At 71.3% G+C, this 22,792-nt stretch carries 21 protein-coding genes and 2 pseudogenes; 10 read left to right on the forward strand and 13 right to left on the reverse strand.

What is annotated here, in order from left to right; translation table 11 throughout:
* Positions 1 to 3 precede the first annotated feature (3 nt).
* Positions 4 to 861, reverse strand: a complete 858-nt coding sequence (locus tag AC1DMN_RS17210; RefSeq protein ID WP_477384658.1) for an ABC transporter ATP-binding protein — start codon at positions 859 to 861, stop codon at positions 4 to 6.
* A 24-nt stretch (positions 862 to 885) separates the two neighbouring features.
* On the opposite strand from AC1DMN_RS17210, the gene AC1DMN_RS17215 reads away from it, so the two are divergent.
* Positions 886 to 1,860, forward strand: a complete 975-nt coding sequence (locus AC1DMN_RS17215) for a siderophore-interacting protein (RefSeq protein WP_477384660.1) — start codon at positions 886 to 888, stop codon at positions 1,858 to 1,860.
* A gap of 12 nt (positions 1,861 to 1,872) precedes the next feature.
* Here AC1DMN_RS17215 and AC1DMN_RS17220 read toward each other — a convergent pair whose 3' ends face one another.
* Positions 1,873 to 3,105, reverse strand: coding sequence for a beta-ketoacyl-[acyl-carrier-protein] synthase family protein (locus tag AC1DMN_RS17220; RefSeq protein WP_477229805.1), 1,233 nt, complete (start codon positions 3,103 to 3,105; stop codon positions 1,873 to 1,875).
* Positions 3,106 to 3,174: 69 nt separating this feature from the next.
* Here AC1DMN_RS17220 and AC1DMN_RS17225 point away from each other — a divergent pair, with 69 nt between their 5' ends.
* Positions 3,175 to 3,831, forward strand: a complete 657-nt coding sequence (locus tag AC1DMN_RS17225; protein WP_477229806.1) for a TetR/AcrR family transcriptional regulator — start codon at positions 3,175 to 3,177, stop codon at positions 3,829 to 3,831.
* 131 nt (positions 3,832 to 3,962) lie between these two features.
* On the opposite strand, the gene AC1DMN_RS17230 is transcribed toward AC1DMN_RS17225, so the two are convergent.
* The 4 genes from AC1DMN_RS17230 to AC1DMN_RS17245 all read right to left on the reverse strand — a co-directional run bounded on the left by AC1DMN_RS17230 (position 3,963) and on the right by AC1DMN_RS17245 (position 9,099).
* Positions 3,963 to 4,799 (reverse strand): oxidoreductase, encoded by an 837-nt coding sequence (locus AC1DMN_RS17230; protein ID WP_477230352.1) that lies wholly within the window; start codon positions 4,797 to 4,799, stop codon positions 3,963 to 3,965.
* 15 nt (positions 4,800 to 4,814) lie between these two features.
* Positions 4,815 to 5,594, reverse strand: coding sequence for a carboxymuconolactone decarboxylase family protein (locus tag AC1DMN_RS17235; RefSeq protein ID WP_477229807.1), 780 nt, complete (start codon positions 5,592 to 5,594; stop codon positions 4,815 to 4,817).
* A 128-nt stretch (positions 5,595 to 5,722) separates the two neighbouring features.
* Complete coding sequence (locus AC1DMN_RS17240) at positions 5,723 to 8,566, reverse strand: helix-turn-helix transcriptional regulator (protein WP_477384662.1); 2,844 nt, start codon at positions 8,564 to 8,566, stop codon at positions 5,723 to 5,725.
* A gap of 221 nt (positions 8,567 to 8,787) precedes the next feature.
* Positions 8,788 to 9,099 carry a hypothetical protein gene (locus AC1DMN_RS17245; protein ID WP_477229809.1) on the reverse strand — a complete coding sequence of 104 codons (312 nt, stop codon included), beginning with the start codon at positions 9,097 to 9,099 and terminating at the stop codon, positions 8,788 to 8,790.
* Between the two features lie 181 nt (positions 9,100 to 9,280).
* Here AC1DMN_RS17245 and AC1DMN_RS17250 point away from each other — a divergent pair, with 181 nt between their 5' ends.
* Positions 9,281 to 10,318 carry an FUSC family protein gene (locus AC1DMN_RS17250; RefSeq protein ID WP_477384664.1) on the forward strand — a complete coding sequence of 346 codons (1,038 nt, stop codon included), beginning with the start codon at positions 9,281 to 9,283 and terminating at the stop codon, positions 10,316 to 10,318.
* A 31-nt stretch (positions 10,319 to 10,349) separates the two neighbouring features.
* On the opposite strand, the gene AC1DMN_RS17255 is transcribed toward AC1DMN_RS17250, so the two are convergent.
* Positions 10,350 to 12,113, reverse strand: a complete 1,764-nt coding sequence (locus tag AC1DMN_RS17255) for a glycoside hydrolase family 35 protein (RefSeq protein ID WP_477229811.1) — start codon at positions 12,111 to 12,113, stop codon at positions 10,350 to 10,352.
* Positions 12,114 to 12,198: 85 nt separating this feature from the next.
* Between AC1DMN_RS17255 and AC1DMN_RS17260 the strand changes: the two genes are divergently transcribed.
* Both AC1DMN_RS17260 and deoD read left to right on the forward strand, forming a co-directional pair.
* Positions 12,199 to 12,861: a DNA alkylation repair protein gene (locus AC1DMN_RS17260; protein WP_441977453.1), complete on the forward strand. Its 663-nt coding sequence runs from the start codon at positions 12,199 to 12,201 to the stop codon at positions 12,859 to 12,861.
* Between the two features lie 154 nt (positions 12,862 to 13,015).
* A complete protein-coding gene (gene deoD / locus AC1DMN_RS17265) occupies positions 13,016 to 13,729 on the forward strand; it encodes a purine-nucleoside phosphorylase (RefSeq protein ID WP_441977454.1) in 714 nt (237 codons plus the stop codon).
* A gap of 26 nt (positions 13,730 to 13,755) precedes the next feature.
* Here the strand turns inward: deoD and AC1DMN_RS17270 are convergent, their stop codons facing one another.
* On the reverse strand, positions 13,756 to 14,259 hold the full coding sequence (locus AC1DMN_RS17270) for an STAS domain-containing protein (protein WP_477229812.1): 504 nt from the start codon (positions 14,257 to 14,259) through the stop codon (positions 13,756 to 13,758).
* A 147-nt stretch (positions 14,260 to 14,406) separates the two neighbouring features.
* Here AC1DMN_RS17270 and AC1DMN_RS17275 point away from each other — a divergent pair.
* Both AC1DMN_RS17275 and AC1DMN_RS17280 read left to right on the forward strand, forming a co-directional pair.
* Positions 14,407 to 14,532: pseudogene (locus AC1DMN_RS17275) on the forward strand (PhnA domain-containing protein); the annotation flags it as partial.
* Between the two features lie 162 nt (positions 14,533 to 14,694).
* The gene (locus AC1DMN_RS17280) at positions 14,695 to 17,265 is read left to right on the forward strand and encodes a DEAD/DEAH box helicase (protein WP_477229813.1); all 2,571 of its coding nucleotides are present in this window, start codon (positions 14,695 to 14,697) and stop codon (positions 17,263 to 17,265) included.
* Positions 17,266 to 17,268: 3 nt separating this feature from the next.
* Here the strand turns inward: AC1DMN_RS17280 and AC1DMN_RS17285 are convergent, their stop codons facing one another.
* Positions 17,269 to 18,207: a hypothetical protein gene (locus AC1DMN_RS17285; RefSeq protein ID WP_477384666.1), complete on the reverse strand. Its 939-nt coding sequence runs from the start codon at positions 18,205 to 18,207 to the stop codon at positions 17,269 to 17,271.
* Between the two features lie 284 nt (positions 18,208 to 18,491).
* Between AC1DMN_RS17285 and AC1DMN_RS17290 the strand changes: the two genes are divergently transcribed.
* On the forward strand, positions 18,492 to 19,625 hold the full coding sequence (locus tag AC1DMN_RS17290) for a M4 family metallopeptidase (RefSeq protein ID WP_477229815.1): 1,134 nt from the start codon (positions 18,492 to 18,494) through the stop codon (positions 19,623 to 19,625).
* Positions 19,606 to 19,962 (forward strand): protealysin inhibitor emfourin, encoded by a 357-nt coding sequence (locus tag AC1DMN_RS17295; RefSeq protein WP_477229816.1) that lies wholly within the window; start codon positions 19,606 to 19,608, stop codon positions 19,960 to 19,962. The genes AC1DMN_RS17290 and AC1DMN_RS17295 overlap by 20 nt, the downstream gene beginning before the upstream one ends.
* Before the next feature lie 90 nt (positions 19,963 to 20,052).
* Here AC1DMN_RS17295 and AC1DMN_RS17300 read toward each other — a convergent pair whose 3' ends face one another.
* Positions 20,053 to 20,319: a putative antibiotic biosynthesis monooxygenase gene (locus tag AC1DMN_RS17300; RefSeq protein ID WP_477229817.1), complete on the reverse strand. Its 267-nt coding sequence runs from the start codon at positions 20,317 to 20,319 to the stop codon at positions 20,053 to 20,055.
* Positions 20,316 to 21,266 carry an NAD(P)/FAD-dependent oxidoreductase gene (locus AC1DMN_RS17305; protein WP_477229818.1) on the reverse strand — a complete coding sequence of 317 codons (951 nt, stop codon included), beginning with the start codon at positions 21,264 to 21,266 and terminating at the stop codon, positions 20,316 to 20,318. The genes AC1DMN_RS17300 and AC1DMN_RS17305 overlap by 4 nt, the downstream gene beginning before the upstream one ends.
* 78 nt (positions 21,267 to 21,344) lie before the next feature.
* On the opposite strand from AC1DMN_RS17305, the gene AC1DMN_RS17310 reads away from it, so the two are divergent.
* Positions 21,345 to 21,929, forward strand: coding sequence for a helix-turn-helix domain-containing protein (locus AC1DMN_RS17310; protein ID WP_441977461.1), 585 nt, complete (start codon positions 21,345 to 21,347; stop codon positions 21,927 to 21,929).
* Between the two features lie 118 nt (positions 21,930 to 22,047).
* On the opposite strand, the gene AC1DMN_RS17315 is transcribed toward AC1DMN_RS17310, so the two are convergent.
* Positions 22,048 to 22,272, reverse strand: a complete 225-nt coding sequence (locus tag AC1DMN_RS17315) for a hypothetical protein (protein WP_477229819.1) — start codon at positions 22,270 to 22,272, stop codon at positions 22,048 to 22,050.
* A gap of 95 nt (positions 22,273 to 22,367) precedes the next feature.
* Positions 22,368 to 22,792 (reverse strand): annotated as a pseudogene (locus tag AC1DMN_RS17320) (hypothetical protein); the annotation flags it as partial.

The following is a 22,792-nucleotide window of genomic DNA, read 5'->3' on the forward strand; positions in this document are numbered from 1 at the left end:
CGGTCAGACCAGCTGCGGCTCGCGTGCGGAGCGCCGCGCGTCGTGCYGGCCGCGCGGGATCACGCGCACCCGGCCGTCGTCGTCGAGCGCGGTGTCGATGCGCAGCCCGTAGGCCGCCGACAGGTTCTCGCCGGTGAGCACCTCGGCGGGGGTGCCATCGGCGCGCACGCGGCCGTCGTGGAGCAGCACGACACGGTCGGCGACCGCGGCGGCGTGGTCGAGGTCGTGCAGCACGACGCCCAGCGCGGTGCCGGCGTCGGCGAGGTCGCGGATGAGGTCGAGCGTCTCGATCTGGTAGCGCAGGTCGAGATGGTTGGTCGGCTCGTCGAGCAGCAGGATCGGCGTGGTCTGCGCAAGCGCGGTGGCCAGCCAGACGCGCTGCAGCTCCCCTCCAGAGAGTTCGTCGACAGGACGGGCGCCCATCGCGCCGAGGCCGGTGAGCGCCAGCGCCCGGTCGATGGCGGTGCGATCCTCGTCGCGCAGGCCCGAGAAGCGCCCGCGATGCGGATGCCGCCCGAAGGCAACGACATCGCGCACCTCCAGTCCGGAGGGGTGCGGCCGCGACTGCGACAGCATCGCCACGGTGCGCGCGAACTCCTTCGCGTCCATCGCCGCGGCGTCGCGGCGAGCGCCGTCGGCGTCGATGCGCACTGACCCGGCCTGGATCCGATGCAGTCGCGCGATGGCCCGCAGCGCCGTGGACTTGCCGCTGCCGTTCGGCCCGATGAGCGCCGTGACGGATCCGGGTCGGAGCGTGAGCGCGACGTCGTGCACGACAGGTGTCCGGCCGTAGTGCAGCGCGAGGCCCTCTGCCTCGAGCCCGACCTGCGGGAGGGCGTCGGAGGAGTTCCGATTCGTCATGTTAGGGGAGCCTAACCTATCCTGATGAACGTGTCACATCACCCGTACCGGACCTATCGCACCACCGTCGCCCGCCGCGAGCAGCTGTCGCCGARCTTCCTGCGSWTGACGYTSACCGGCCCCGAYCTCGTGYAYTTCGGCACGGCGGGSCTCGATCAGCGCATCAAGCTCGTGCTGCCRCTGYCCGAYGGATCCTTCACCGACGTCGGCCAGTTCGACGARTCGGTSRGCATGATGGAGTGGTATCGCCGATGGCGAGAACTCCCCGATGAGCAGCGCAATCCGATCCGCACTTACACGATCCGCGCGGTGCGACCGGAATCCCGYGAGATCGACGTCGAYTTCGTGCTGCACGGCACGGAGGGCCCCGCTTCCGCCTGGGCCTCGGTCGCCGCACCAGGGGAACCACTGGTCGTGATCGGCCCCGATGCGCGCGCCGACGAGACCGGCGGACGGGAGTGGAACCCGGGCGATGCCGGTTCCGTGCTCATCGCGGGCGATGAGACCGCGGTGCCCGCGATCTGCGCGATCGTCGAGTCATTGCCCACACACGTGACCGGATCCGTATACATCGAGGTGCCGACCGAGGCGGACGCGCTGCCACTCACCGCCCCGGACGGCGTCGCGGTCCGGTGGCTGGCCCGCGGAAGCGCGGCGCACGGGCTGCGCCTGAGCGCGGCCGTGCACGCCTGGGGCGAGTCGCGGGTCACCGGGGGCACGCCGACCGCCGACGTTGCAGCCTCGGCCGACACCGCAGAGCCTGTCGGGCCGGGCGCCGAGCTCGAGACCGCCGCGGGGGCGGAGCTCGCGGATCCGAGCGAAGACGACGTGCTCTGGGAGGTGCCCGAGGCCACCGTCGGATCCTGCTACGCCTGGCTCGCTGGAGAGGCGTCGACGATCACGGCCCTGCGCCGTCATCTGGTGCGCGGCCTCGGCATCGATCGCCGCTCGGTGGCGTTCATGGGCTACTGGCGTCGGGGTCGCGCCGAGGCGGCCTGAGCGCCACCTCGGTCACTCCCCCGCAGCCGCGACCACCAGGGACACGTTCTGCCCGCCGAACCCGAAGGAGTTGCTGAGCACCGCGCCCTGGGGCGCGTCACGGCGGTGCGTGACGACATCGAGGCCGATCTCCGGATCGATGCTCCCCGGCGCGAGGTTGCGCGTCGGGGGAATGACGCCGCGCTCCACGCTGAGCACGGCGATGAGCGCCTCGATCGCCCCCGCCGCACCGAAGAGATGTCCGAGCGAAGCCTTGGGGGCGGTCACCGGCACACGGCCGAACACCCCGCGGATCGCGAGCGACTCCGCGGCATCGCCGACGGGAGTACCGGTGGCGTGCGCGTTGACATGGGCGATCCGATCCGGCGACAGACGCGCCTGCGCGAGGGCCTTCCGCATGGCCGACACCTGCCCTGAGCCATCCGGCGCGGGCGCCGTCAGATGATGGGCATCCGCGGCGACCCCGGCCCCCGCGATCACGGCCCGCACGCGGGCACCCCGGGAAGCAGCATGCTCGGCACTCTCGAGGACCAGGATCGCCGCCCCCTCCGCGAGCACGAATCCGCTCCGGTCGGCCGCGAACGGGCGCGAGGCGGATGCAGGGTCGCCGGCGTGGTGGGAGAGCGAGCGAGCCTGCTTGAAGCCGGCGATCGTGAGAGGCGTGATCGCGGCCTCGGTTCCCCCGGCGATCACGATGTCCGCCTCCCCGGCCCGGATCAGACGCGCCCCCAGCGCGATCGCCTCGGCACCGGACGAGCAGGCGGAGACGGGCGTGTAGGAGCCCGCCCTGGCGCCGAACGCGATGCTCACCAGAGCAGCAGCGGCATTCGGCATGAGCATCGGCACCGTGCGCGGAGACACGCGGCGCGCGCCCGACCGCTCCAGCACATCATCCTCGCTGAGCAGTGTGCCCACTCCGCCGATCCCTGTGCCGATCGCCGAAGCAAGCCGTTCCGGGTCGACCTCGGGAGCACCCGCGTCCGCCCACGCTTCGGCGGCAGCCACGAGCGCGGCCTGCTGCGAACGGTCCAGCCGCTTGGCCTGCACCGGAGGCAGGAGGCTCGCCGGATCGACCGCCATCGTCCCGGCCGCAACCGCGGACAGCACGGGATCCTGCGTGCCGGCCAGCACGTCCCCGCGGATCCCGGAGCGTCCGTCCAGAAGCGCTTCCCAGGTCGAAGACACGTCGCCCCCGAGCGGCGTGATCGCTCCGAGCCCCGTCACGACGACGTCGATCTCACTCATCCGTTCTCTCATTCATTCTTGTATGCGATACAACGAAGTTGCTTTAGTTGTATCACATACAATTGGAGGATGGCGCAGAAGGGGACGACGGGTGACGCACCGACCCCGCGGGTCGAACGCACGCGGTCCACCCGCCAGGCGATCATCGAGGCCGCTGCTCGGCTGGGGCGTGAGCGCTCAGGGGGCCAGCCGAGCGTCGCCGAGATCGCGCAGGCGGCCGGCGTCTTCCCCAACCAGATCACCTACCATTTCGGCTCCAAGGACTCTCTCCTTGTGCACGCGGCATTCCTCGCCCTCCTGCACGACACCCGCCGGATCGAGCGGGTCGGACTCCAGGCCGCCGACGGAGAAGCGTTCCGACGCACCATCGCACGCGTGGTGCTGGCCCTCCCATCCCTGCCGCTCGTGGCCGCAGCACTGGCACTCGGGATCGGCCGGGGCGACCTCGCCCCCGTCATCGATCGCCATCTGCAGCTTCTGTTCCGTCAGTCCGAACGGTTCCTCCGTGCGCTCGTCGACAGCCGCGGCTGGATCATCGAACGGCCGATCACCCAGGAGGTCAGAACCTTCTGGAGCGCGGCTCTGGGCGGCGCTCTGCTCGCGCAGGCCGGCGTGCAGGGCTCGGCGGCGGATCTCGATCTCGCGGGCACGCTGACCATCGGGGAGGGCCGGATGCGTCCTCCCGCATCTCGGCACGGTCGAGCCGCCGCCGGCGACACCGGCTGACCGGAACCATCCGGGCCGCCCTCGCTCCACCGGGGAACGTGGGCGCGAACCTCCGCCCGAGACCCGCGGATCCGGAACGTGGGCTCAGGATGCGGGTTCAGCCTCGCCGTCGCAGGACGGATCCCTGGGCGTCAGCCGCCGATGCCCATGCCGCGCTGGATGAGCCGGTCGAACACGCGGGCGGGCAGGATCCGGTGCGCGAAGAAGAGAGGCTTCGCGCCGAAGCCGATGCGGTAGCGGGTTCGAGGGCGGCGGGAGGTCGCCGCCGTGGTGATCGCCCGCGCGACGACGTCCGCAGGCGACGTCATCCTGGCGCCGGGCACGGAGGTGCGACCGAGGACTGCCGACACCTGCTCCGCCTGCTTCCGGTACGCGCCCCGGCCGGACGTCTCGAGCACCTTCGCGGCGGCGATGCCACCCCACTCGGTGCGGATGGATCCGGGCTCGATGACGACGACGTCGATGCCGAAGGGTGCCAGCTCCATGCGCATCGCATCGCTGAGCGCCTCGACCGCGTACTTGCTGGCGTGGTACCACGCACCAAGGGGCGTCGTGAAGTTCCCGCCCATCGAGGCGATGTTGATGATCGTCCCGCTGCGCTGCGCGCGCATCGGCGGCAGCACCAGCTGCGCCATGCGCGCCAGGCCCAGCACGTTCACGTCGAGCTGCGCCTGCGCCTCGGTGAGCGGCACGTCCTCGAGCGCGCCGTACGAGCCGTAGCCGGCGTTGTTCACGAGCACGTCGATGTGCCCCTGCTCGGCGAGGATCTGCGCGACCGCGGCCTGCGCAGACCTGTCATCGGTGACGTCCAGGGCGATGGTGTGCACGCCCGCGTCCCGCAGCCCCGCCATCCGCTCCACGCGCCGCGCGGCGGCGTAGACGGTGAAGCCCGCCTCCTTCAGGTGACGCGCGGCGGACTCGCCGATCCCCGAGGAGGCTCCCGTGACCAGTGCGACCTTCGTTCTCATCGCCACCGCTCCTCCTCAGAGGCTCTTCACCGCACGAATGGCGGCGACCGTGCGAGGGAAGCCGATGTAGGGGAAGCACTGCACGAGCGCGGCGACGACCTCGGCCTTGGAGTTGCCGACCTCGAGGCAGACGCGCGCGTGCGGGCCGAGTTGCGCGGCCGTGTCGCCGATCGTCGTCAGCGCGCACAGCACCAGCAACTCCCGCTGCGCGAGCGTCAGGCCGCCACGCGTGTAGAAGTCGCCGAAGCAGAACTCGGTCAGGAATCGCGGCAGCGCCTCCGCGAACGGGGCAGGAAGATCGGCGAGGTCGTCAGCGATCTCCGTGCCGTACAGCGGTGCCTGGATCTCCCGGCCCTTCGCGGTCCGGTCGGTGTCGGCCACCGTCCCCTGATCCGGAAGCGGCAGCGGTATCCCGCGCTCGCGGAACACGTCGTTCGCCACGGCGACGGCGTTGAGCGTGTACGGGAAGCCGATGAACGGGGCCAGCTGATAGATCGCCTCCCGCACCTGAACCGGATCCACTCCGACGTTCAACGCCGCGCCCACGTGCGCCCTCAGCTGCGGCAGCGCCTGGAGACAGGCCAGGACGGTGACCGTGATCAGCTCGCGAGCGCGGTCGTCGATGACGCCGGTGCCGAACACGTCCCCGAAGATGAACCCCCGCAGGATCCCCATCAGCTCCGGATCGTCACCCGGCGCGGTCGTGTCTCGCGGCCCGAACAGCCGCGCGTAGACCTCCTCCGCGGCGGCGGTGCGTCCGCCCTCGTCCACGTTCGAAGCGTCGTTCTCGGCCATGCGGGTCCTTCCTCGCGGGCTCATGCCATCGCTGGACGATCATCCGTCCTTCGCGCCCAGGTTACGACCGGTGCGCTGTTCTGCGGCCCCGCGTCGGCGTTTCCGACCCTCGGCCGGGACGYCGGACTTCAGCGGACGCGCTGGGCGACGGCGGCCTCGGTGCGGCTGGAGACGCCGAGCTTGCGCAGGATCGCGGAGACGTGCACGCTCGCGGTCTTTCCGCTGATGAACAGCCGCTCGCCGATCTGCCGGTTGCTGAGCCCCTCGGCGATCAGGTCGAGCACCTGCTGCTCGCGTGCCGTGAGCTCGATGCTCTCCACCGACTGCACGCCGCGCGCCGCGGTGCGGTTGAGCCCCGCCGCATCCATGAACTCCGCGGTGCGCCGGCGCAGCCGATCGTGCCCCAGGCTCTCCGCGATCGCAGCGGCTTCGGTCACCACGTCGACCGCGGCTGCTCTGTCGCCCTCCGCCACGAGCGCCCTGGCGCGTTCCAGCCGGACGAGCGGACGGAAGACAGCGGGTACGTCCTCGCCGTCGACCACGGGGAACGCTGCTTCGAGCCGTTCCGGATCCGCGTCCAGCAGCGCGGTGAGCACGGCGGCCCAATGCGGGTGCTGCAGTTCGACGGGCAGGGACAGCCAGCGTGCGCGCACCAGCTCGGCCGTCGATGCGGCGAGCGCGGTGTGTCCGTCCGCGCGGAGGTCGGCGACGACCCGGCCGCCCTCGAGCAGGATCCGCCCCATCAGGGCGAGCCGCTGACCCGGATCCTCGATGACCGTGCGCAGTTCTGCGGCGGCGCGCACCGAGTCGCCGAGTCCGAGGGCGATGAGGATCTCGACATCGTGCAGCGAGTACCAGACCTGCCGTTCGACGGCGGCGACGCCCTCGGCGATCGAGCGCCATTCGCCGAGCACGCGGACGGCCTCGTCCATCTCGCCGCGCCAGACCAGGGCCCTGATGCGCGACATCGTCGAATACATTCGGAAGACCTGCAGCGTGCGCACGGCGAGCTCTCGTGCGGAGATCTCCTCCACCCGGTCGATCTCGCCGAGCTCGAGCAGGGGCTCGACCATGTTGTGCGAGAGGATGGCGCCGGTCGACCGCTCGACCCCGAGCGTCCGGGAGTGCGCCACACCGGCCTCGGCGACCTCGACGGCCTCGCGGAAACGGCCCAGCATGTTCAGGCTGTCGGCGTAGTTGACCCGGTAGCGCAGCTGCGCGTCGTGATCGGCCGCATGCTCCCACGACAGGCGGAAGTCGGCGAGGCCGGCCTCGACCTGACCGAGGTGGATCCGGCTGCAGCCGCGCAGGTTCGCGGCGACGGACATCACGTTGTCGAAGCCGATCGACTCCGCCATCCGGAACGCCTCGTCGGCGGTCGCCACCGCCTCCTCCAGCCGGGCTCCGATGAGGTAGCGCCCCGCGAGATAGCCCAGCAGGGCAGCTCTCAGCCGCTCCTGTCCCGGCTCGGACTCGATGATCGCGAGCGCCTCCAGGAACAGATCGACGGATCCGCCGCGGCCGAGATTCTGCAGGTAGAGCGCCTTGTCTCGCAGCAGCCGCGCGTGCACGGAGCGGTCGACGTGCGCAGGGTCGAACTCGGCGAGTGCGAGCGAGACGACGGCGAGTGCCCGTTCCCCGTCGCCGCCGTTGCGCAGGATGGATCCGACCTGGGCGAGCAGCGGTATCCGTTCGATGCCGGCGACCTCCGCCGCGTCCGGCACCTGCTCCCACAGCTCCAGGGCGAGTTCCCCGAACCGCGCCGCGGTCGAGAAGGCATAGCTGTTCTTCGCCTCCTGCATCGCAGTCACCGCTGCGGCGAGCGCGCGCGGTGAGTCGTRCGCGCGATGCCAGTGGAACGCGAGCGTCGACGGCGCCGCACCGGCCGCCTCCAGCGCGTCGGCGTAGGCCCAGTGCAGGCGGGCGCGCTCGCCCGGCAGCAGATCGTCGTGCACGGCCTCGCGCAACAGCGCATGCCGGAAACCGTAGCTCTCCCGGTCGGCGACCCCGATGATGCCCGCGCCCATCGCCTCGCGGACGGCCTCGTCGAGGCGCTCATCACCGAAGCCGGCGAGCGTGGCGAGCAGGTCGTGCGCGATCGCTCCATCGGATCCCGACGCGACCCGCACGACGCGCTTGGCGTCGTCGCCGAGGGCGTCGAATCGGGCCAGGAGCACGTCCCGCAGGGTGTCGGGCATGGGGCCCTGCACGTTGCAGAGCAGCTCCTCGACGAAGAACGGCACGCCCTCGCTGCGTTCCATGAGCTTGGCCAGGCCGACGTCGCCCACCGGCCCGCGCAGACGCTGCACGAGGTCGCGCACGGCGTTCGCGTCCAGGCGGTCGAGGGTGACCCGATCGAGAAGGCGGGCGCGTTCGGCCTCGGCGAGGAACGTGCGCACCTCTCCGCCGCGGCGCACCTCGTCGATGCGGCAGGTGAGCAGGAACAGCACGGGGCGGCCCGCGAGGGCGCGGAGCAGGAAGGACAGCATCGACAGGGTCGCGGCGTCGGCCCAGTGCAGGTCTTCGATCACGACCACCACGGGACGGATGGCGGCGGCGGCCTCGAGCAGGTTCGCGATCGTCTCGCGCAGTCCCTCGGGGCGGATCGCCGAGCGGTCGACCGGACCGACGGCACGCTCGGGCAGTAGGAGCTGCAGGGCATCGCGGCCCGGGCCCGCGGCCTCGTCGGCGCGATCGCCGAGCTCGTCGAGCACGCCGCGCAGGATCGCCGGAAGCGGGCCGAAGGGCGCCGGCGTCGACCCGTAGTCCAGGCACCAGCCCGTCAGCACGGTGGCCTCGTCCGCCACGCGGCGGCGGAACTCCGCCGTCAGCCGGGACTTGCCGATGCCCGCCTCGCCGCCCACGAGCACGGACGCGGACTCGCCGGCACCTGCACGGCGCAGGGCGTCGTCGAGGAGCGCGAGTTCGGCATCGCGTCCGACCATGGCGGCCGACGTGGTGGCGAGGGACATGTCTTCATCGTGCCACCAGCCACGGACATCGGGCGCCGCTGCGCGCGGGGCGCCGCTCTCGGCAGAACCGGCGGCGGCCTCGGCGGACGCGGAAGAGCCTCCCGACGACCGCGGATCCTGTGCCGGATCCGTCGTCGGGAGGCTCTTGCGGTCGAGGGCGTCCGCTGTCGATGACAGGGCGGATGCCGTGGCGGTGGACGCCGGCTCGGGCGCCGCTGCACTCATGCGGCGTGCGAGACGCAGCCGACGAGCTCGCGGTCGCGGGTCTCGTCCGATGCCGGCGCGATCTCTGCGACCTGGGCCGGGGCGACCGCCTGCGTGGCGGGGGCGACCGCAGGCGCCTCGACTGCGGGGGCCGGCACGACCTCGGCGCGGCGGGTCTGCAGGCGACGCAGCGCCCGGCGCAGGATGCCGTCGCGGCGCACGATCATGTCCGCGTTCTCTGCGGCCATCCGAGCACGCTCGGCACGGATCGCGGCCTGCTCGATCTCCAGCGTGGTGATGCGGTAGCTCATCGCGTAGTTCAGTTCCATGATGTCTCCTTCTCCGGTACTCATACGCTCGCCGCTAAGGCCCCCTCACCCCATCGGGCAGATGCCCTAACTTCCGACGCGGGTACCTCAGATCCGGATCCGAGTCGCCCCGCCATGCCTGGCGACCGGCAGGGAGGGGCGGCATCCCGCCGCGCACAGGCTCGCGGACTACCGTGGAACCATGCGTCCGCTCGCCGCCCTCCGCGCCGCCCGACGCGCGCCGCTGCTGCAGGTGGCGAAGTCGGCAGCGGCGACCATCGCGGCCTGGCTGATCGCGGGCTGGCTCGTGCCGGGGCACCTGCCCGTGTTCGCAGCGATCGCCGCCCTGCTCGTGGTGCAGCCGAGCGTGAACCAGTCGTTCGCGAAGGCCGTGGAGCGCAGCATCGGCGTGATCGCGGGCGTCGTGATCGCAGTGCTGCTGAGCCTCGCGCTCGGCGGGCTCAGCTGGGTCGTGCTGCTCGCGGTGGTCGTGGCGATGGTGGTGGCGTGGTCGTTCAAGGCCACCCCAGGCACCGCGAATCAGGTGGCGATCTCGGCGATGCTCGTGCTGGCGCTCGGTTCGGCGAGCCCCGACTACGCCGTGGACCGGATCCTGGAGACCCTGATCGGCGCGGCGATCGGCTTCGTGGTGAACGTCGTCGTGGTGCCGCCGGTACTGGTCGCCCCGGTGCGCCGCGATCTGGCTCTGCTCGGCGGAGAGCTCGCCGCCACCCTCGACCGCCTGGCCGATGCGATCACCGCAGAGCAGAGCCCCGCGCGCCTGCAGGAGCTCATGCTCGAGGCGCGACTGCTGCGCCCGATGAAGGACGCCGCCGAYGCSTCGSTSACCGCCGGGGAGGAGTCGCTCACGCTGAACCCGCTCGGGTCACGCCACCGCCCGGAGCTCGCCGCGATGCGCGCGCTGCTGGAGCGCCTCGGCCCGATCGTGACGCAAGTGATCGGGATGACCCGCGCCTWCGTCGACCAGTACGACGACRCKCTSCCYGCSGAGCCSTCGGTCGCSGCGATCGCCGAKCAGMTGCACCGCGCRGSCCACGACGTGCGCCTCGCCGTCCAGCTCGCGGAGGTGGTTCCGGAGCCCGAGGCGCTGACCTCCGCCATCCCGGCGCTCACCTCGCCGCTGGACATTCGTCCGCCCTCGTCGCGCAATTGGGTGCTGATCGGATCCCTCACCGAGGATCTGCGCCGCATCCGCGCCGGCCTGCGCGACGAGGCCTGATCCGCGAGCCCCGCGCCGGGGTCGTATCTGCTCAGGCTCCGATGAACTCCTCCACCGGGCCGAAGTCGGGCTCCTCGCGGATCTCGACGGCGGATCCGATCCCGTCGGTGTCCAGCACGCGGATCTCGTTGCGTCCCGCCCGCCACAGCGGTCCGGGGGCGTACAGCGTGACCTGCGGGCCGGCCGCACGATACCGGCCGAGCAGGAAACCGTTCAGCCACACCATGCCGTTCTCGCCGCCCGGGAAGGCGAGCCAGGCGTCAGCGGGATCGGCGACGTCGAACACGGCGACGGCGAGACCGTCGGCCGCGTCGACTCCGGATGCCACGGCGCCCTCCGGATCGGCAGGCGCGTCCTGCGGGAGGACCCGGTGGGTCCAGCCGTGCGCGAAGCGGCGCCCGACCCGCACGCCCGCCATGATGCCCTTGCCCTCGCCGGTGTGCGGGCCGTAGTTGACGCGTCCCCGGCTCTCCACGACGAGCGTGAGCAGGCCGGGTCCGCCAGTCCCGGGCAGGTCCAGAGTTTGCTCTCCGTCACGCTCGAGCGCGCCGAGGCGCACGCCGTCCAGGAAGACGACAGCCCGGTCATGCAGCACGTCGACGGTCAGCGCCGCCCCCGGAACGTAGGAGATCTCGGCCTGGTAGGCGACCAGCCCGTCCTCGGCGCCGAGCTCCTCGAACGTGAGCGGCATCGGAGCGGTGACGCCCGCAGGAACCGCACGCACGACGTCGAGCAGCGAGGCGACCGGCACCAGCGGGGCGGATGCCGCCGCCTGCCGCCGGAGCGGATCCGGGATCGGCGGCAGGTCGCCGTCGTGGAACGGGGCGAACGCCGCCCGCAGCGCATGGAACTTGTCGTTCAGCGATCCGTCCTCGCCGATCGGCGCGTCCGAGTCGTAGCTCGTGACGGTCGGCTGCAGCACGCCGTCGTGGTTGGCCCCCGCCCAGAGGCCGAAGTTCGTGCCGCCGTGCGCCATGTAGAGGCTGACGGATCCGCCCTCGGCCAGCAGCTCCTCCACGGTGCCGATCATGCTCGCCGCAGAGCGCACGTGGTGCTGCTCACCCCAGTGGTCGAACCAGCCGCCCCACAGCTCGGCGCAGAGCAGCGCCTGGTCCGGCACGCGCAGGCGCTCCGCCTCCGCGACGCCGGTGCCGAAGGTGAACGAGCCCATCGCGCCCTCGACGCTGCCGTTGCGAACCATGTCCGCCGTCGTGCCGTCGGCCGTGGTGAGCAGCTCGACCATGCCCCTCGCACGCAACCCGTCGCGCAGGTGCACGAGGTAGTCGTGGTCACTGCCGAAGGATCCGTACTCGTTCTCGATCTGCACGGCGGTGATCGGCCCGCCGTGTGCGGCCTGCAGCGCGGCGAGCCGCGGGATCAGCGCGTCGTACCAGGCATCGACCGCGGCGAGGAAGACAGGATCGCTCGTGCGCAGGGCGCGCGTGCGACCGCTCAGCCAGAACGGGATCCCCCCGTTCGACCATTCCGCGCAGATGTAGGGGCTCGGACGCACGAAGACGTCGAGCCCGATCTCGCCGGCGAGCCGGATGAACCGCTCCGCGTCGCGCCAGCCGGTGAAGTCGACCGCGCCCTCGACCCGCTCGTGGAAGTTCCACGGAATGTAGGTGTCGACCGTGTTCGCGCCCATCGCGGCGAGGCGGCGCAACCGGTCCTCCCACTGGTCCGGGTGGATGCGGAAGTAGTGCACGGCGCCGGAGAGCATCCGGAACGGCTTCCCCCGGCGCAGCAGCGCGCCGTCCTCGTAGGTGAGCGCGGCGCGCGGGGACTCGGTCATGGCTCTCCTCGAGGTACGTCACGATGTTTGCGTCACCATTGTGGCACCCCCGCTGCCCTGTGCCGCTGCGACATAGGCTGGCGGCATGTCGACCACCCTGCCCGAGGCTCTCGCCGAACTGGCCGCGCTGGAGGATCCGAAGGCTCGCGCCGTCAACGAGCGGCACGGCGACGCGCACGGCGTGAACCTGTCGCGGATGCGCGCGCTCGCGAAGCGGATCGGCACGGATCCCGGGCTCTCCCGCGAGCTGTACGACTGCGGCGATGTGGCCGGACAGCTCCTCGGGATCCTGGTCGCGAAGCCCCGCGCTCTCGCGGCCGGCGAGCTCGACCGCATGGTGCGCGCCACCCAGAGCGCCAAGGCGCACGACTGGCTCGTCGCCTACCTCGTGAAGAAGTCACCGCACGCGGAAGAGCTGCGCCTGCGCTGGCTGGACGATGCCGGGCCCGATGCCCGCGCCGCGGCCTGGTCGCTCACGAGCGCCCGGGTCGCGAAGACTCCGGACGGCCTCGACCTCGACGCGCTCCTGGATCGGATCGAGCGCGAACTGGCCGCCGCCCCCGCCCGCGAGCAGTGGGCGATGAACGAGACCCTCGCCACGATCGGCATCCACCACGCCGCCCTGCGCGACCGTGCGATCGCGATCGGCGAGCGCCTGCAGGTGCTCGCCGACTATCCCACGCCTCCGAACTGCACCTCGCCGTTCGCCCCGCTCTGGATCGCAGAGATGGTGCGCCGCCAGGGCTGAGCGGGGCGTGCTCGCTCGCCAGGAAGAGCCCGGTATGACAGGATCCGCACGAGGCCGATCGGGGCCCGTTCACCGGTCGCAGATTGCGGTGATGCGGGCATGAAGGCCGCAATCCGCGACCAGGGAACGGATCCGCCCCGCATACCCTGACGTCATGAGCACGCACATCGCCGCCGCGCCCGGTCAGATCGCACCCGTCGTCCTCTTCCCCGGCGACCCGCTGCGAGCGAAGTGGATCGCCGAGAACTTCCTCGAGGGCGCAGAGCTCTACAGCGAGGTCCGTGGCATGCTCGGCTTCACCGGCACCTGGCAGGGACACCGCGTCTCGGTGCAAGGATCCGGCATGGGCCAGCCGTCGATGTCGATCTACGCGAACGAGCTGTTCCAGGACTACGACGTGCAGGCCGTCGTGCGGGTCGGCTCCTGCGGCGCGCTCACCGAGAAGGTCGGCATGCGCGACATCATCATCGCGAACGGCGCCTGCACCGATTCCGGGATCAACCGGATCCGCTTCCACGGCCAGGACTACGCGCCCGTCGCCGACTTCTCCCTGCTGCGCCGCGCCGTCGAGGCGAGCGAGCGGATGGATCTCGAGCACGCCGTGCACGTCGGCCTGCTGTTCTCGAGCGACCAGTTCTACAGCACCCGCCCCGAGCTCACCGAGCCGTTCGTGCAACACGGCGCGCTCGCCGTCGAGATGGAGACCAGCGCGCTCTACACGCTCGCCGCGTACTACGGCCGCCGCGCGCTCAGCATCTGCACCGTGTCCGACCACCTCGTCACGCACGAGGAGACCACCGCCCTGGAACGCGAGCAGAGCTTCGGCGACATGGTGCGCATCGCCCTGGAAGCGGCGACTGCGGGCTGAGCCGCTGCCGCCTGCCGCCGCGCGGGTCAGCCCACGCCGGGGCCGCGCACGACGTGGCTGCGCGCATGTGCGACGGCGGATCCGAGATCGTCGAAGAGATGGTTCTGGTGCCGCAGCGAAGACACCACGCCGACGCGCTCGGCGATGTCGCGGTGCCCGGGGCGGATCCCCTTCACCAGCACGGTGATGCCGCGGCGCTCGAGGGAGGCGATCAGCTCGGTGACCACCTGGGCGCCGGTCGCATCCAGCAGCTGCAGCTGCGACATGCGCAGGATCACCACCTCCACGTCGCGCCGGGCGGCGACGCGTTCGAGGGTGCGCTCAGCGGTACCGAAGAACAGCGCCCCCTCCAGCCGGAACACGGCGATGCGCTCATCGCCCGGCTGGGCCGGCCCCGGCAGTTCCTCGCGATGCACGCCGCTGGTGCGGGCCAGCTGGTGCAGCGCGAAGAACCCCGCCACGAGCAGGCCGATGAGCACCGCGTCGATGAGGTCGACGCTCACCGTCACGATCGCGGTGAGGCAGAACACGATCGCATCGGAGCGACCAGCCGAGCTTCGGCCACTGCGTGGCCAGCAGCGTTTCGACGGCCGCGACGGCGGCGTTCGCATTCTTCGCACTGTGGGACCCGGTCGCCGTGGGCACCTGCTGAAGGAAGATGATCACCGCGATAGGGCATCAAGGCCGGCACCAAGGTGCGGGGAATCCGCCTGATCGATCCGGTGAACGGCCATGACATCGACTGCAAGATCGACGGCTTCGGCGCCATGCTTCTGAAGTCGAGCCTCGTGAAGAAGGCCTGACCGCCCGCCCGTTGCACCGGTGCGCGCCGGCCACGGTTCCGAACTCAGGAGGGATTCCGTGGATCCCCGTGATCTCGGCCTCCTTCCGCCGATCCGGAGCATTCCATCCTGAGCACGGTACGACCCGCATCGGCCGCCCCCGGGTGGGATGATCGACACATCATGTCTGCGCGCCTCGATCCGTCCGTCGTCCGCCCGGCTGCGGGGGATCCGGATCCCGACGCCGTCTACATGGCGTTCGTGGAATGGGCCGAGTCCACCGGGATCTCGCTCTACCCGGCGCAGGACGAGGCCGTCATCGAGATCGTGTCGGGGCAGAACCTGATCCTCAGCACCCCGACCGGCACCGGCAAGTCCCTCGTCGCGGTCGCCGCGCATTTCGCCGCCCTCGCCGATGGGCGCCGCACCTACTACACCGCCCCCATCAAGGCGCTGGTCAGCGAGAAGTTCTTCAGCCTGGTCGAGGTGTTCGGCGCCGAGAACGTCGGCATGGTCACCGGCGACTCCGCCGTGAACGCGGACGCGCCGATCGTCTGCTGCACGGCGGAGATCCTCGCCAACCTCGCGCTGCGCCAGGGATCCGACGCCGAGGTCGGCCAGGTCGTCATGGACGAGTTCCATTTCTACGGCGACCCCGACCGCGGCTGGGCCTGGCAGGTGCCGCTGCTCACGCTGCCGCAGGCGCAGTTCATCCTGATGTCGGCCACGCTCGGCGACGTGACCGATCTCGCCGCCGACCTCACCCGCCGCACCGGCCGCGAGACGGCCGTGGTCACGGGTGTGGAGCGGCCCGTTCCTCTGCACTTCTTCTACGAGACGACGCCGATCCACGAGACGATCGAGGATCTGCTGCACACCGACCGTGCGCCCGTCTACATCGTGCACTTCTCGCAGGCCGCGGCGATGGAGCGCGCCCAGGCTCTCGCAAGCGCGAAGGTCGCCACCCGCGAGCAGCGCGACGAGATCGCCGAGCTCATCGGCGGGTTCCGCTTCACCACGTCGTTCGGCAAGACCCTGGCACGGCTCCTCCGTCTCGGCATCGGCGTGCACCACGCGGGCATGCTGCCGAAGTACCGGCGCCTCGTCGAGCAGCTGGCGCAGCGCGGGCTCCTGCGCGTCATCTGCGGCACGGACACCCTCGGGGTCGGCATCAATGTGCCCATCCGCACGGTGCTGCTCACGGCGCTCACCAAGTTCGACGGCACGCGGATGCGCCAGCTCAACGCCCGCGAGTTCCACCAGATCGCCGGCCGGGCCGGGCGGGCCGGCTTCGACACCGCCGGCACGGTCGTCGCGCAGGCTCCTGAGCACGAGAGCGAGAACATCGCCGCGATCCGCAAGGCCGGCGACGATCCGAAGAAGAAGCGCAAGATCATCCGCAAGAAGGCGCCCGACGGCTTCGTGTCCTGGGGTGAGCCGTCGTTCCAGAAGCTCATCGCCGCCGAGCCCGAGACGCTGTCGTCGCACATGCAGATCACGAGCGCCATGATGCTGAACGTGATCGGCCGCGGTGGTGACGTCTTCGCGAATATGCGCGCACTGGTATATGACAACCATGAGCCGCGGCAGAAGCAGCGGATCCTGGCGATCCGCGCGCTCGGAATCTATCGGACCCTGCGGGAGTCGGGGATCGTCGAGCGCGACGCGAACGGCTCGGTCCGGCTCACCGTCGACCTGCAGCCGAACTTCGCGCTCAACCAGCCGCTCTCCCCCTTCGCGCTGGCGGCCTTCGAGCTGCTCGACCCTTCGACGGGCTCAGGGACCGAGGGATCCGCTCCCGCGGCTCCGCATTCCTCGACCTTCGCGCTCGACATGCTCTCGATCGTGGAGGCCACGCTCGACGACCCGCGCGCGATCCTCAGCCAACAGGAGTTCGTCGCCCGCGGCGAGGCCGTGGCGGCAATGAAGCGCGAGGGCATGGAGTACGAGGAGCGCATGGAGGCGCTCGAGGAGATCACCTACCCGAAGCCCCTCGAGGAGCTGCTGTCGGCGGCGTTCGAGACCTTCAGCGCCGCCCAGCCGTGGATCCGCGACTTCGAGCTGCACCCGAAGTCGGTCGTCCGCGACATGTACGAGCGAGCCATGTCGTTCGGGGAATACGTCGCGCTGTACAAGGTCGCACGCTCCGAGGGCGTCGTGCTGCGCTACCTCTCCGACGCGTACCGCGCGGCGTCGCAGACCATCCCCGAGCACCTGAAGACCGAGGAGCTGCGCGACCTCATCGAGTGGCTCGGCGAGCTGGTCCGCCAGGTCGACTCCTCGTTGCTCGACGAGTGGGAGGAGCTCATCTCGGGCCATCCCGTCTCGCACACCGACGAGCCAGTCGTGCCGCCGGCGCCGAAGCGGCTCACGACGAATATCCGAGCCTTCCGGATCCTGGTGCGCAACGAGCTGTTCCGCCGCGTGCAGCTCGCCGCACGAGAGGATCTGGACGCCCTCGCCGCACTGGATCCGGAGTTCGGCGCCGATGGCTGGGATGCCGCCCTCGACGCCTACTTCGCCGAGCACGACGAGATCCGCACCGGCGCCGATGCTCGCAGCGCGGCACTGCTCATCATCGACGAGACCGGCGGGCCCGACCACGAACGCCCCGCGCGGGCGTGGGCCGTGCAGCAGATCCTCGACGATCCGTCCGGAGACCACGACTGGCGGATCTCCGCGATGGTCGACCTGGACGCGTCAGACGAGGCCGGCGAAGCGATCATCGCCGTGACCGGGATGGCCCGACTGTAGGTCTCAGACGGTCCTGTCCAGCTCCGCGACGAGCGATTCGGCGGCCGCGACCACCTGGGCGCACGGGCGCTGCGCGGTCACGGTCAGCGCCGTGGTGCGCGCGCTGCCGTCGGCGAACCGCGACTCCAGCGCCGGGTCCCCCGGGAAGGCGACCGCCGCGCGGCAGGCCGTCCCGTCCTGCTTCAGCGTCGCCGCGTGCCCGCCGACGGTCGCGGCCTCAGCGCCGTTGCCGGTGTCGAGCCCGTGCACGAGGCCGGCGCTCATCTGGAACCGCGGGGCGTCGTCACCGGTCGACTTCTCTTCACAGGCGCGGGCGTCGGGCGACACGGCGACGATCGGCCGGGGCTTCGGATCCGTCAGCCCCAGCGTCTGCGCGAACCCAGCGGTCTTCGCCGCTGCGCAGATGTCGCGGGCGAGCAGGTTCCCGCTGCTCCACGGGATCGTCGGAAGAGCCCCGTGGCTCGCCTGGACGAGAAGCATCGACATGATCGCCCTCTCCCGGCGCACGTCGAGGTCACCGGGGGAAGGCTTGAGGGCGACCACCTTGTAGCCGACGCCGCGCGAGGGGGATCCGTAGCCGAGGCTGCGCGGGATATAGCCGTACATMTCCTGCGCATCGCTGTCGGGACCGACGACGAGCCACCCGCCACCCTCCTTCGAGGTCCGCGCGCCACCGGTCACCTCGGGCCACTGTTTCGCCGTCGGCCATGCGGCCAGAGAGATCCGGTACACGGGTTCCGCGGGACCAGCGCCCGCGTCGGCCATGAACACGTCGCAGCCTGCGACGTCCGCGGCGATGCCGAGGGGCAGCTCCCCTGGGCCGTCGTGGAAGAAGACCCGTTGCAGCACGTACGCCGAGAGCAGCGCGCAGCTGTCCACGGCGCGCACCTGCTCGGGGGCCAGCGCCTCCGGGCGCGGCGGCGGCGTGTAGCTCGCGGTCACCGATGGTGTCGCACCTGCCGCACACCCCGAGAGCACCAGCCCGGCGACCGCGATCAGCCCTGCCAGGGCGCCCCGGTGTCGAAGACGTCCTCCCGCGCGTCGCGGCCTCGATCGTCCGTTCATGTCCTCACCCCCGCCGAATCAGGTCGGCGCCCCGAGGCTACGCGAACGCGAGCGAGATGAGGATGGGCAGAACTGCCCATGCCGCGCGGATCGAGATCGGCCAGGCACGATGTCGGGCGCCCGGCGTATCGTCGAAGACACGGAGCGGAACGGAGGACGTCATGACGATTCACGAAGGACGCGGGGGGCCGCGAGCGACAGGCCGGGGGCCGATCCACCAGGGCATCATCCCGTCCTATCTACTGGCGAAGCTCGCCGAATCGGAGCGATACACGCAGGCCGCCGAAGCGGCCAGGCAGACGCTGATCGCACCGGCGCCGGCGCAGCGCCGCGCACAACTGCAGCTGTCCATCGATGAGAACGGCGCGCTCGTGGCCACGGTCGAGGCGACACCGAATCGCACCATCAGCGACGCGCACGGCACGGAGACCCTGCCCGGCACGGTGGTACGCACGGAGGACGAGCCGACCGTCGCCGACGTCGCCGTGAACCAGGCGTTCGACGGGCTCGGCGCGACGTTCCAGATGCTGCTCGACGCCTTCCAGCGCAACTCGGTCGACGGCCAAGGCCTGCCGCTGGATGCGACGGTCCACTACGGATCCGGTTACGACAACGCGTTCTGGAACGGCGAGCGCATGGTGTTCGGCGACGGCGATGGCCAAGTGTTCCAAGGCTTCACCGGCGCGACCAGCGTGATCGGACACGAGCTCGGGCACGGCGTGGTGCAGTACACCGCCGCCCTGGAGTACCAGGGTCAGCCCGGGGCGCTCAACGAGTCGATCGCCGACGTTTTCGGCGCCCTCACCGAGCAGCACCTGCAGGGCCAGACTGCGGATCAGGCGACCTGGCTCATCGGTGCGGGCATCTTCACCCCTGCCGTGCACGGCAAGGCGCTGCGATCGATGCTGCATCCGGGTACCGCCTACGACGACCCGGAGCTCGGCAAGGATCCGCAGCCGGCCGACATGAGCGGCTACGTCAAGACCACCGACGACAACGGCGGGGTGCACATGAATTCGGGCATCCCGAACCGGGCGTTCGCATTGTTCGCCGTGGAGCTCGGGGGCCACGCGTGGGAGACCGCCGGATCGGTCTGGTACCGCGCGCTCACCGGCGGGCTCCCGTCATCGGCGACGTTCGCGCAGTTCGCGAACGCGACGATCAGAGAGGCGGACGCGGTGAGCGCAGCGACCGGCGACGCTGCGCGCATGGCATGGGCCTCGGTCGGCGTGATCAAGGCCGGGGTCGGCAGCGCAACGGGATCGGCGACAGGCGATGAACGAGCCTCCGGCTGATCCGCCCGTCGGCGTTCCCGCCGACTCCGATGCCGCCGGCGACGACGGCGTCGCGATCCGCGTCGCCCGCAGCGGCGGGATCGCCGGGATGACCCGGCGATGGAGCGTCCAGCCTTCCGGCAGCGAGAGCGAGCACTGGATGCTTCTCGTCGAACGCTGTCCGTGGGACCAGAAACCCCCCGCCGGCACCGGCGCCGACCGTTTCGTCTGGCGGATCGAGGTGCGGATCCGCCGGGAGCGCCACGAGCAGGTGATCCCCGAGGAGCATCTGCAGGGTCCGTGGCGCGCCCTCGTCGACGCCGTGCGGGAGGCAGACGCGGGCACGCCGGGCGGCTGATCGCCGGGCTCCGCGGTCGGCCGAGGCATCGGAGCCCGCCCGGCGACGAGCGCGCTCGCGTCGAGCACGCCGCTCCTGGACGGCCGCCGACTAGGACCTGCGGGACATCGCCCAGCGCCGGCGGATCCGGTGCAGCAACGGCATGAGCCCGTAGATCACGATGGGAACGGCGATCGTCACGGTGATGATCGTGCGCGGGACCACGGGGATCCCGGCCATCAGAGGGCCGAGCAGCAGGTTGATCGCCAGCAGGGTCGGCGTCACGGCGATCCAGATCATGAGMGCGAGCGTGTGCTGGCTCGGCGGCCGCGGCGTCGCAGGGGCGATCGGGGCGATGGGGGCGGGCGTGTGCGTCATGCGTTGCTCATCTCTCTGCGCAGTGGGGGCATCCGTCGTTCGGCGCGGATGTCGTCGTCGACGAGATCGGCGTTGACGTCCATCGCGACCGCGTTGGCGTGCCCCGCGGCGGTGATCACCTGCGCGCGCGGATCCACCAGGTTGCCGGTGACCCGGACTCCGGGTACGGAGGTGCGCCCCGACGCATCGACATGCGCGAAGCCCGCGCCGTCGACGGAACCGCCGAGAGCCACGACGAGGTCGGTGCGGGGGCGGGACTCCGGCCGGAGGAACACCGCGTCGACCGGGACGATGTCACCGCTGTCGAGCCTCACGCCGCCGAACCGCCCGCCGTCGAGGACGAGCTCCGCGATCCGACCGTGCTGCACGCGGACGCCCCGGACATGGAGCAGCTGCGCATCGTCGTCCGTGAGCGTGCTGCCGTTCGTGAAGTAGGTGAGATCGGCCGACCACTGCCGGATGAGCAACGCCTGCGCGACGGCGCCCGGAACGCCGCCGTAGACGGCCAGGGAGCGACCACCGACCTCGTAGCCGTGGCAGTAGGGGCAGTGCAGCAGGAACCGCCCCCAGGCTTGGCGGGCTCCCGGGATGTCAGGAAGCACGTCCTCGAGGCCCGTCGCCAGGATGATGCTGCGAGCGGCGAACTCGGCTCCGTCGTCGGTCGTGAGGACGAATCCGTCCTCGACATCGCCGCGCGCCGACACCACGGGATGCCGGACCAGGCGTGCACCGTAGGACGCGATCTCCTCGCGTCCGATCTCCAGCAGCTGCGACGGCGGRAAGCCGTCGCGCGAGAGGAAGCCATGCATGTGCGCCGCGGGSGCGTTGCGSGGTGCGCCGCCGTCGAGGAGCACGACGGAGCGGCGGGAGCGGGCGAGGACGAGCGCGGCGCTCAGCCCGGCGGCTCCGCCTCCGACGATCGCGGTGTCGAACTGTTCTGGGGTCATACGTAAAGGTTCGCGTCGGATTGTGCGATCTGGCAATCCTTCTTGCAGAAACCGCAAACCCCTGGTGTTCTTGTCTCTGTGGACACGAACGCAGACCTCGCCGCCGCGCTGGACGGGATCGGACCGCGCCTGCAGCGCATCCGGACGAACCGAGGCCTCACCCTCGCAGAGGTGGCGGAGCTCGCCGGCACCTCGGCCAGCACCGTGTCGCGGCTCGAGAGCGGCTTGCGGCGCCCCAGCCTCGAGCTGCTCTTCCCCCTCGCCCGGGTGTACGGGATGAGCCTGGACGACCTCGTCGGCGCCCCCGAGTTCGGGGATCCGCGCGTGCAGTTGCGGCCGCGGCGCAGGAACGGGCGCATCGTGATCCCGCTGAGCCGCAACCCCGGCGGCGTGCAGGCGTGGAAGATCGTGATGCCCCTCGAGACGGACCCCGGCGAACGGCGCACGCATGACGGATCCGAGTGGATCTACGTCCTCAGCGGGCGCATCCGCCTCATCGTAGGCCAACGGGACCTCGTTCTCGGACCGGGCGAGGTCGCCGACTTCGACACCCGCACGCCGCACTGGTTCGGCGCCACGGGCGACGGACCCGCGGAGATCCTCAGCCTGTTCGATCGCACCGGCGCCCGCGTGCACCTTCCCGAGGCGGGCGACGCCGCCTGAGCACGGACGATGGTTCGGCAGGGGATGTCGCTGCAGGGCACGGGCTCACCGACGTCCGTGCGTTCTCCGGATCCTTGCGAGTCCGACCCGCGTGCGGGGCGACGCGCAGCGCGTCGGCTCAGCGCGCGGGCTCGACACCGGATTCGCCGTCGGCCGCGCCCGGCTCCGTAGGCGGCAGCGGGATCGCCACGCTCGCCGCGGCCGTCGGCGTGCCGAGGCCGAGCCCGAACGGATCCGCCGTCGGCTGCTCGGGGAGCAGATCCGCCTCATCGCGGTCGAACAGCTCGCCGGGCAGCGCCGCCCATTCGCTCGGCTCTTCCGGCTTCTGCGTGAACATGCCCATGCGTCCATTGTGCGCCCGCCGGTGCGGGAGCGGATCCGCTGCCCTCCGCCTCGCGCGCACTCCCGACGGCTCGCGCGCCGCAGACGCTCGTCGCCTCAGCCGCGCAGGAGCGAAGTCCGGGCGGAGACCCGCGGTACGTCCGGCACCAGCACGGCGAGCACGCGCACGAAGGTGGTCATCCAGACCAGGCCCACCCCCACCGCGATCGCCTCGAGCCCCGCGGAGGAGTACAGCCCCATCGGCCAGTGCAGCAGCACCGCCGCCACTATGAGCACGCCGAGGCCCACGGTCGCGATCAGGAGCGCGCGCGGCGGACCGGGCAGCACCCGCGTCGAGAGCAGCGCGGCGACCCCGAACAGCACGAGTGTGCCGATGGCCGCGATCCAGTGCACCACGCGGTTCCGTTCGATCGGCACGAAGCCGACGACCGCCAGCGCGGCCCCGGTGGCACCCCAGAGCGCGACGACCGCGGCGATCCCGCGCAGTGCGCTGTCGCCGCGCAGCCGGTGCAGGTCGCGGC

The sequence above is a fragment of the Microbacterium sp. 01T413_2 genome (assembly GCF_056398985.1).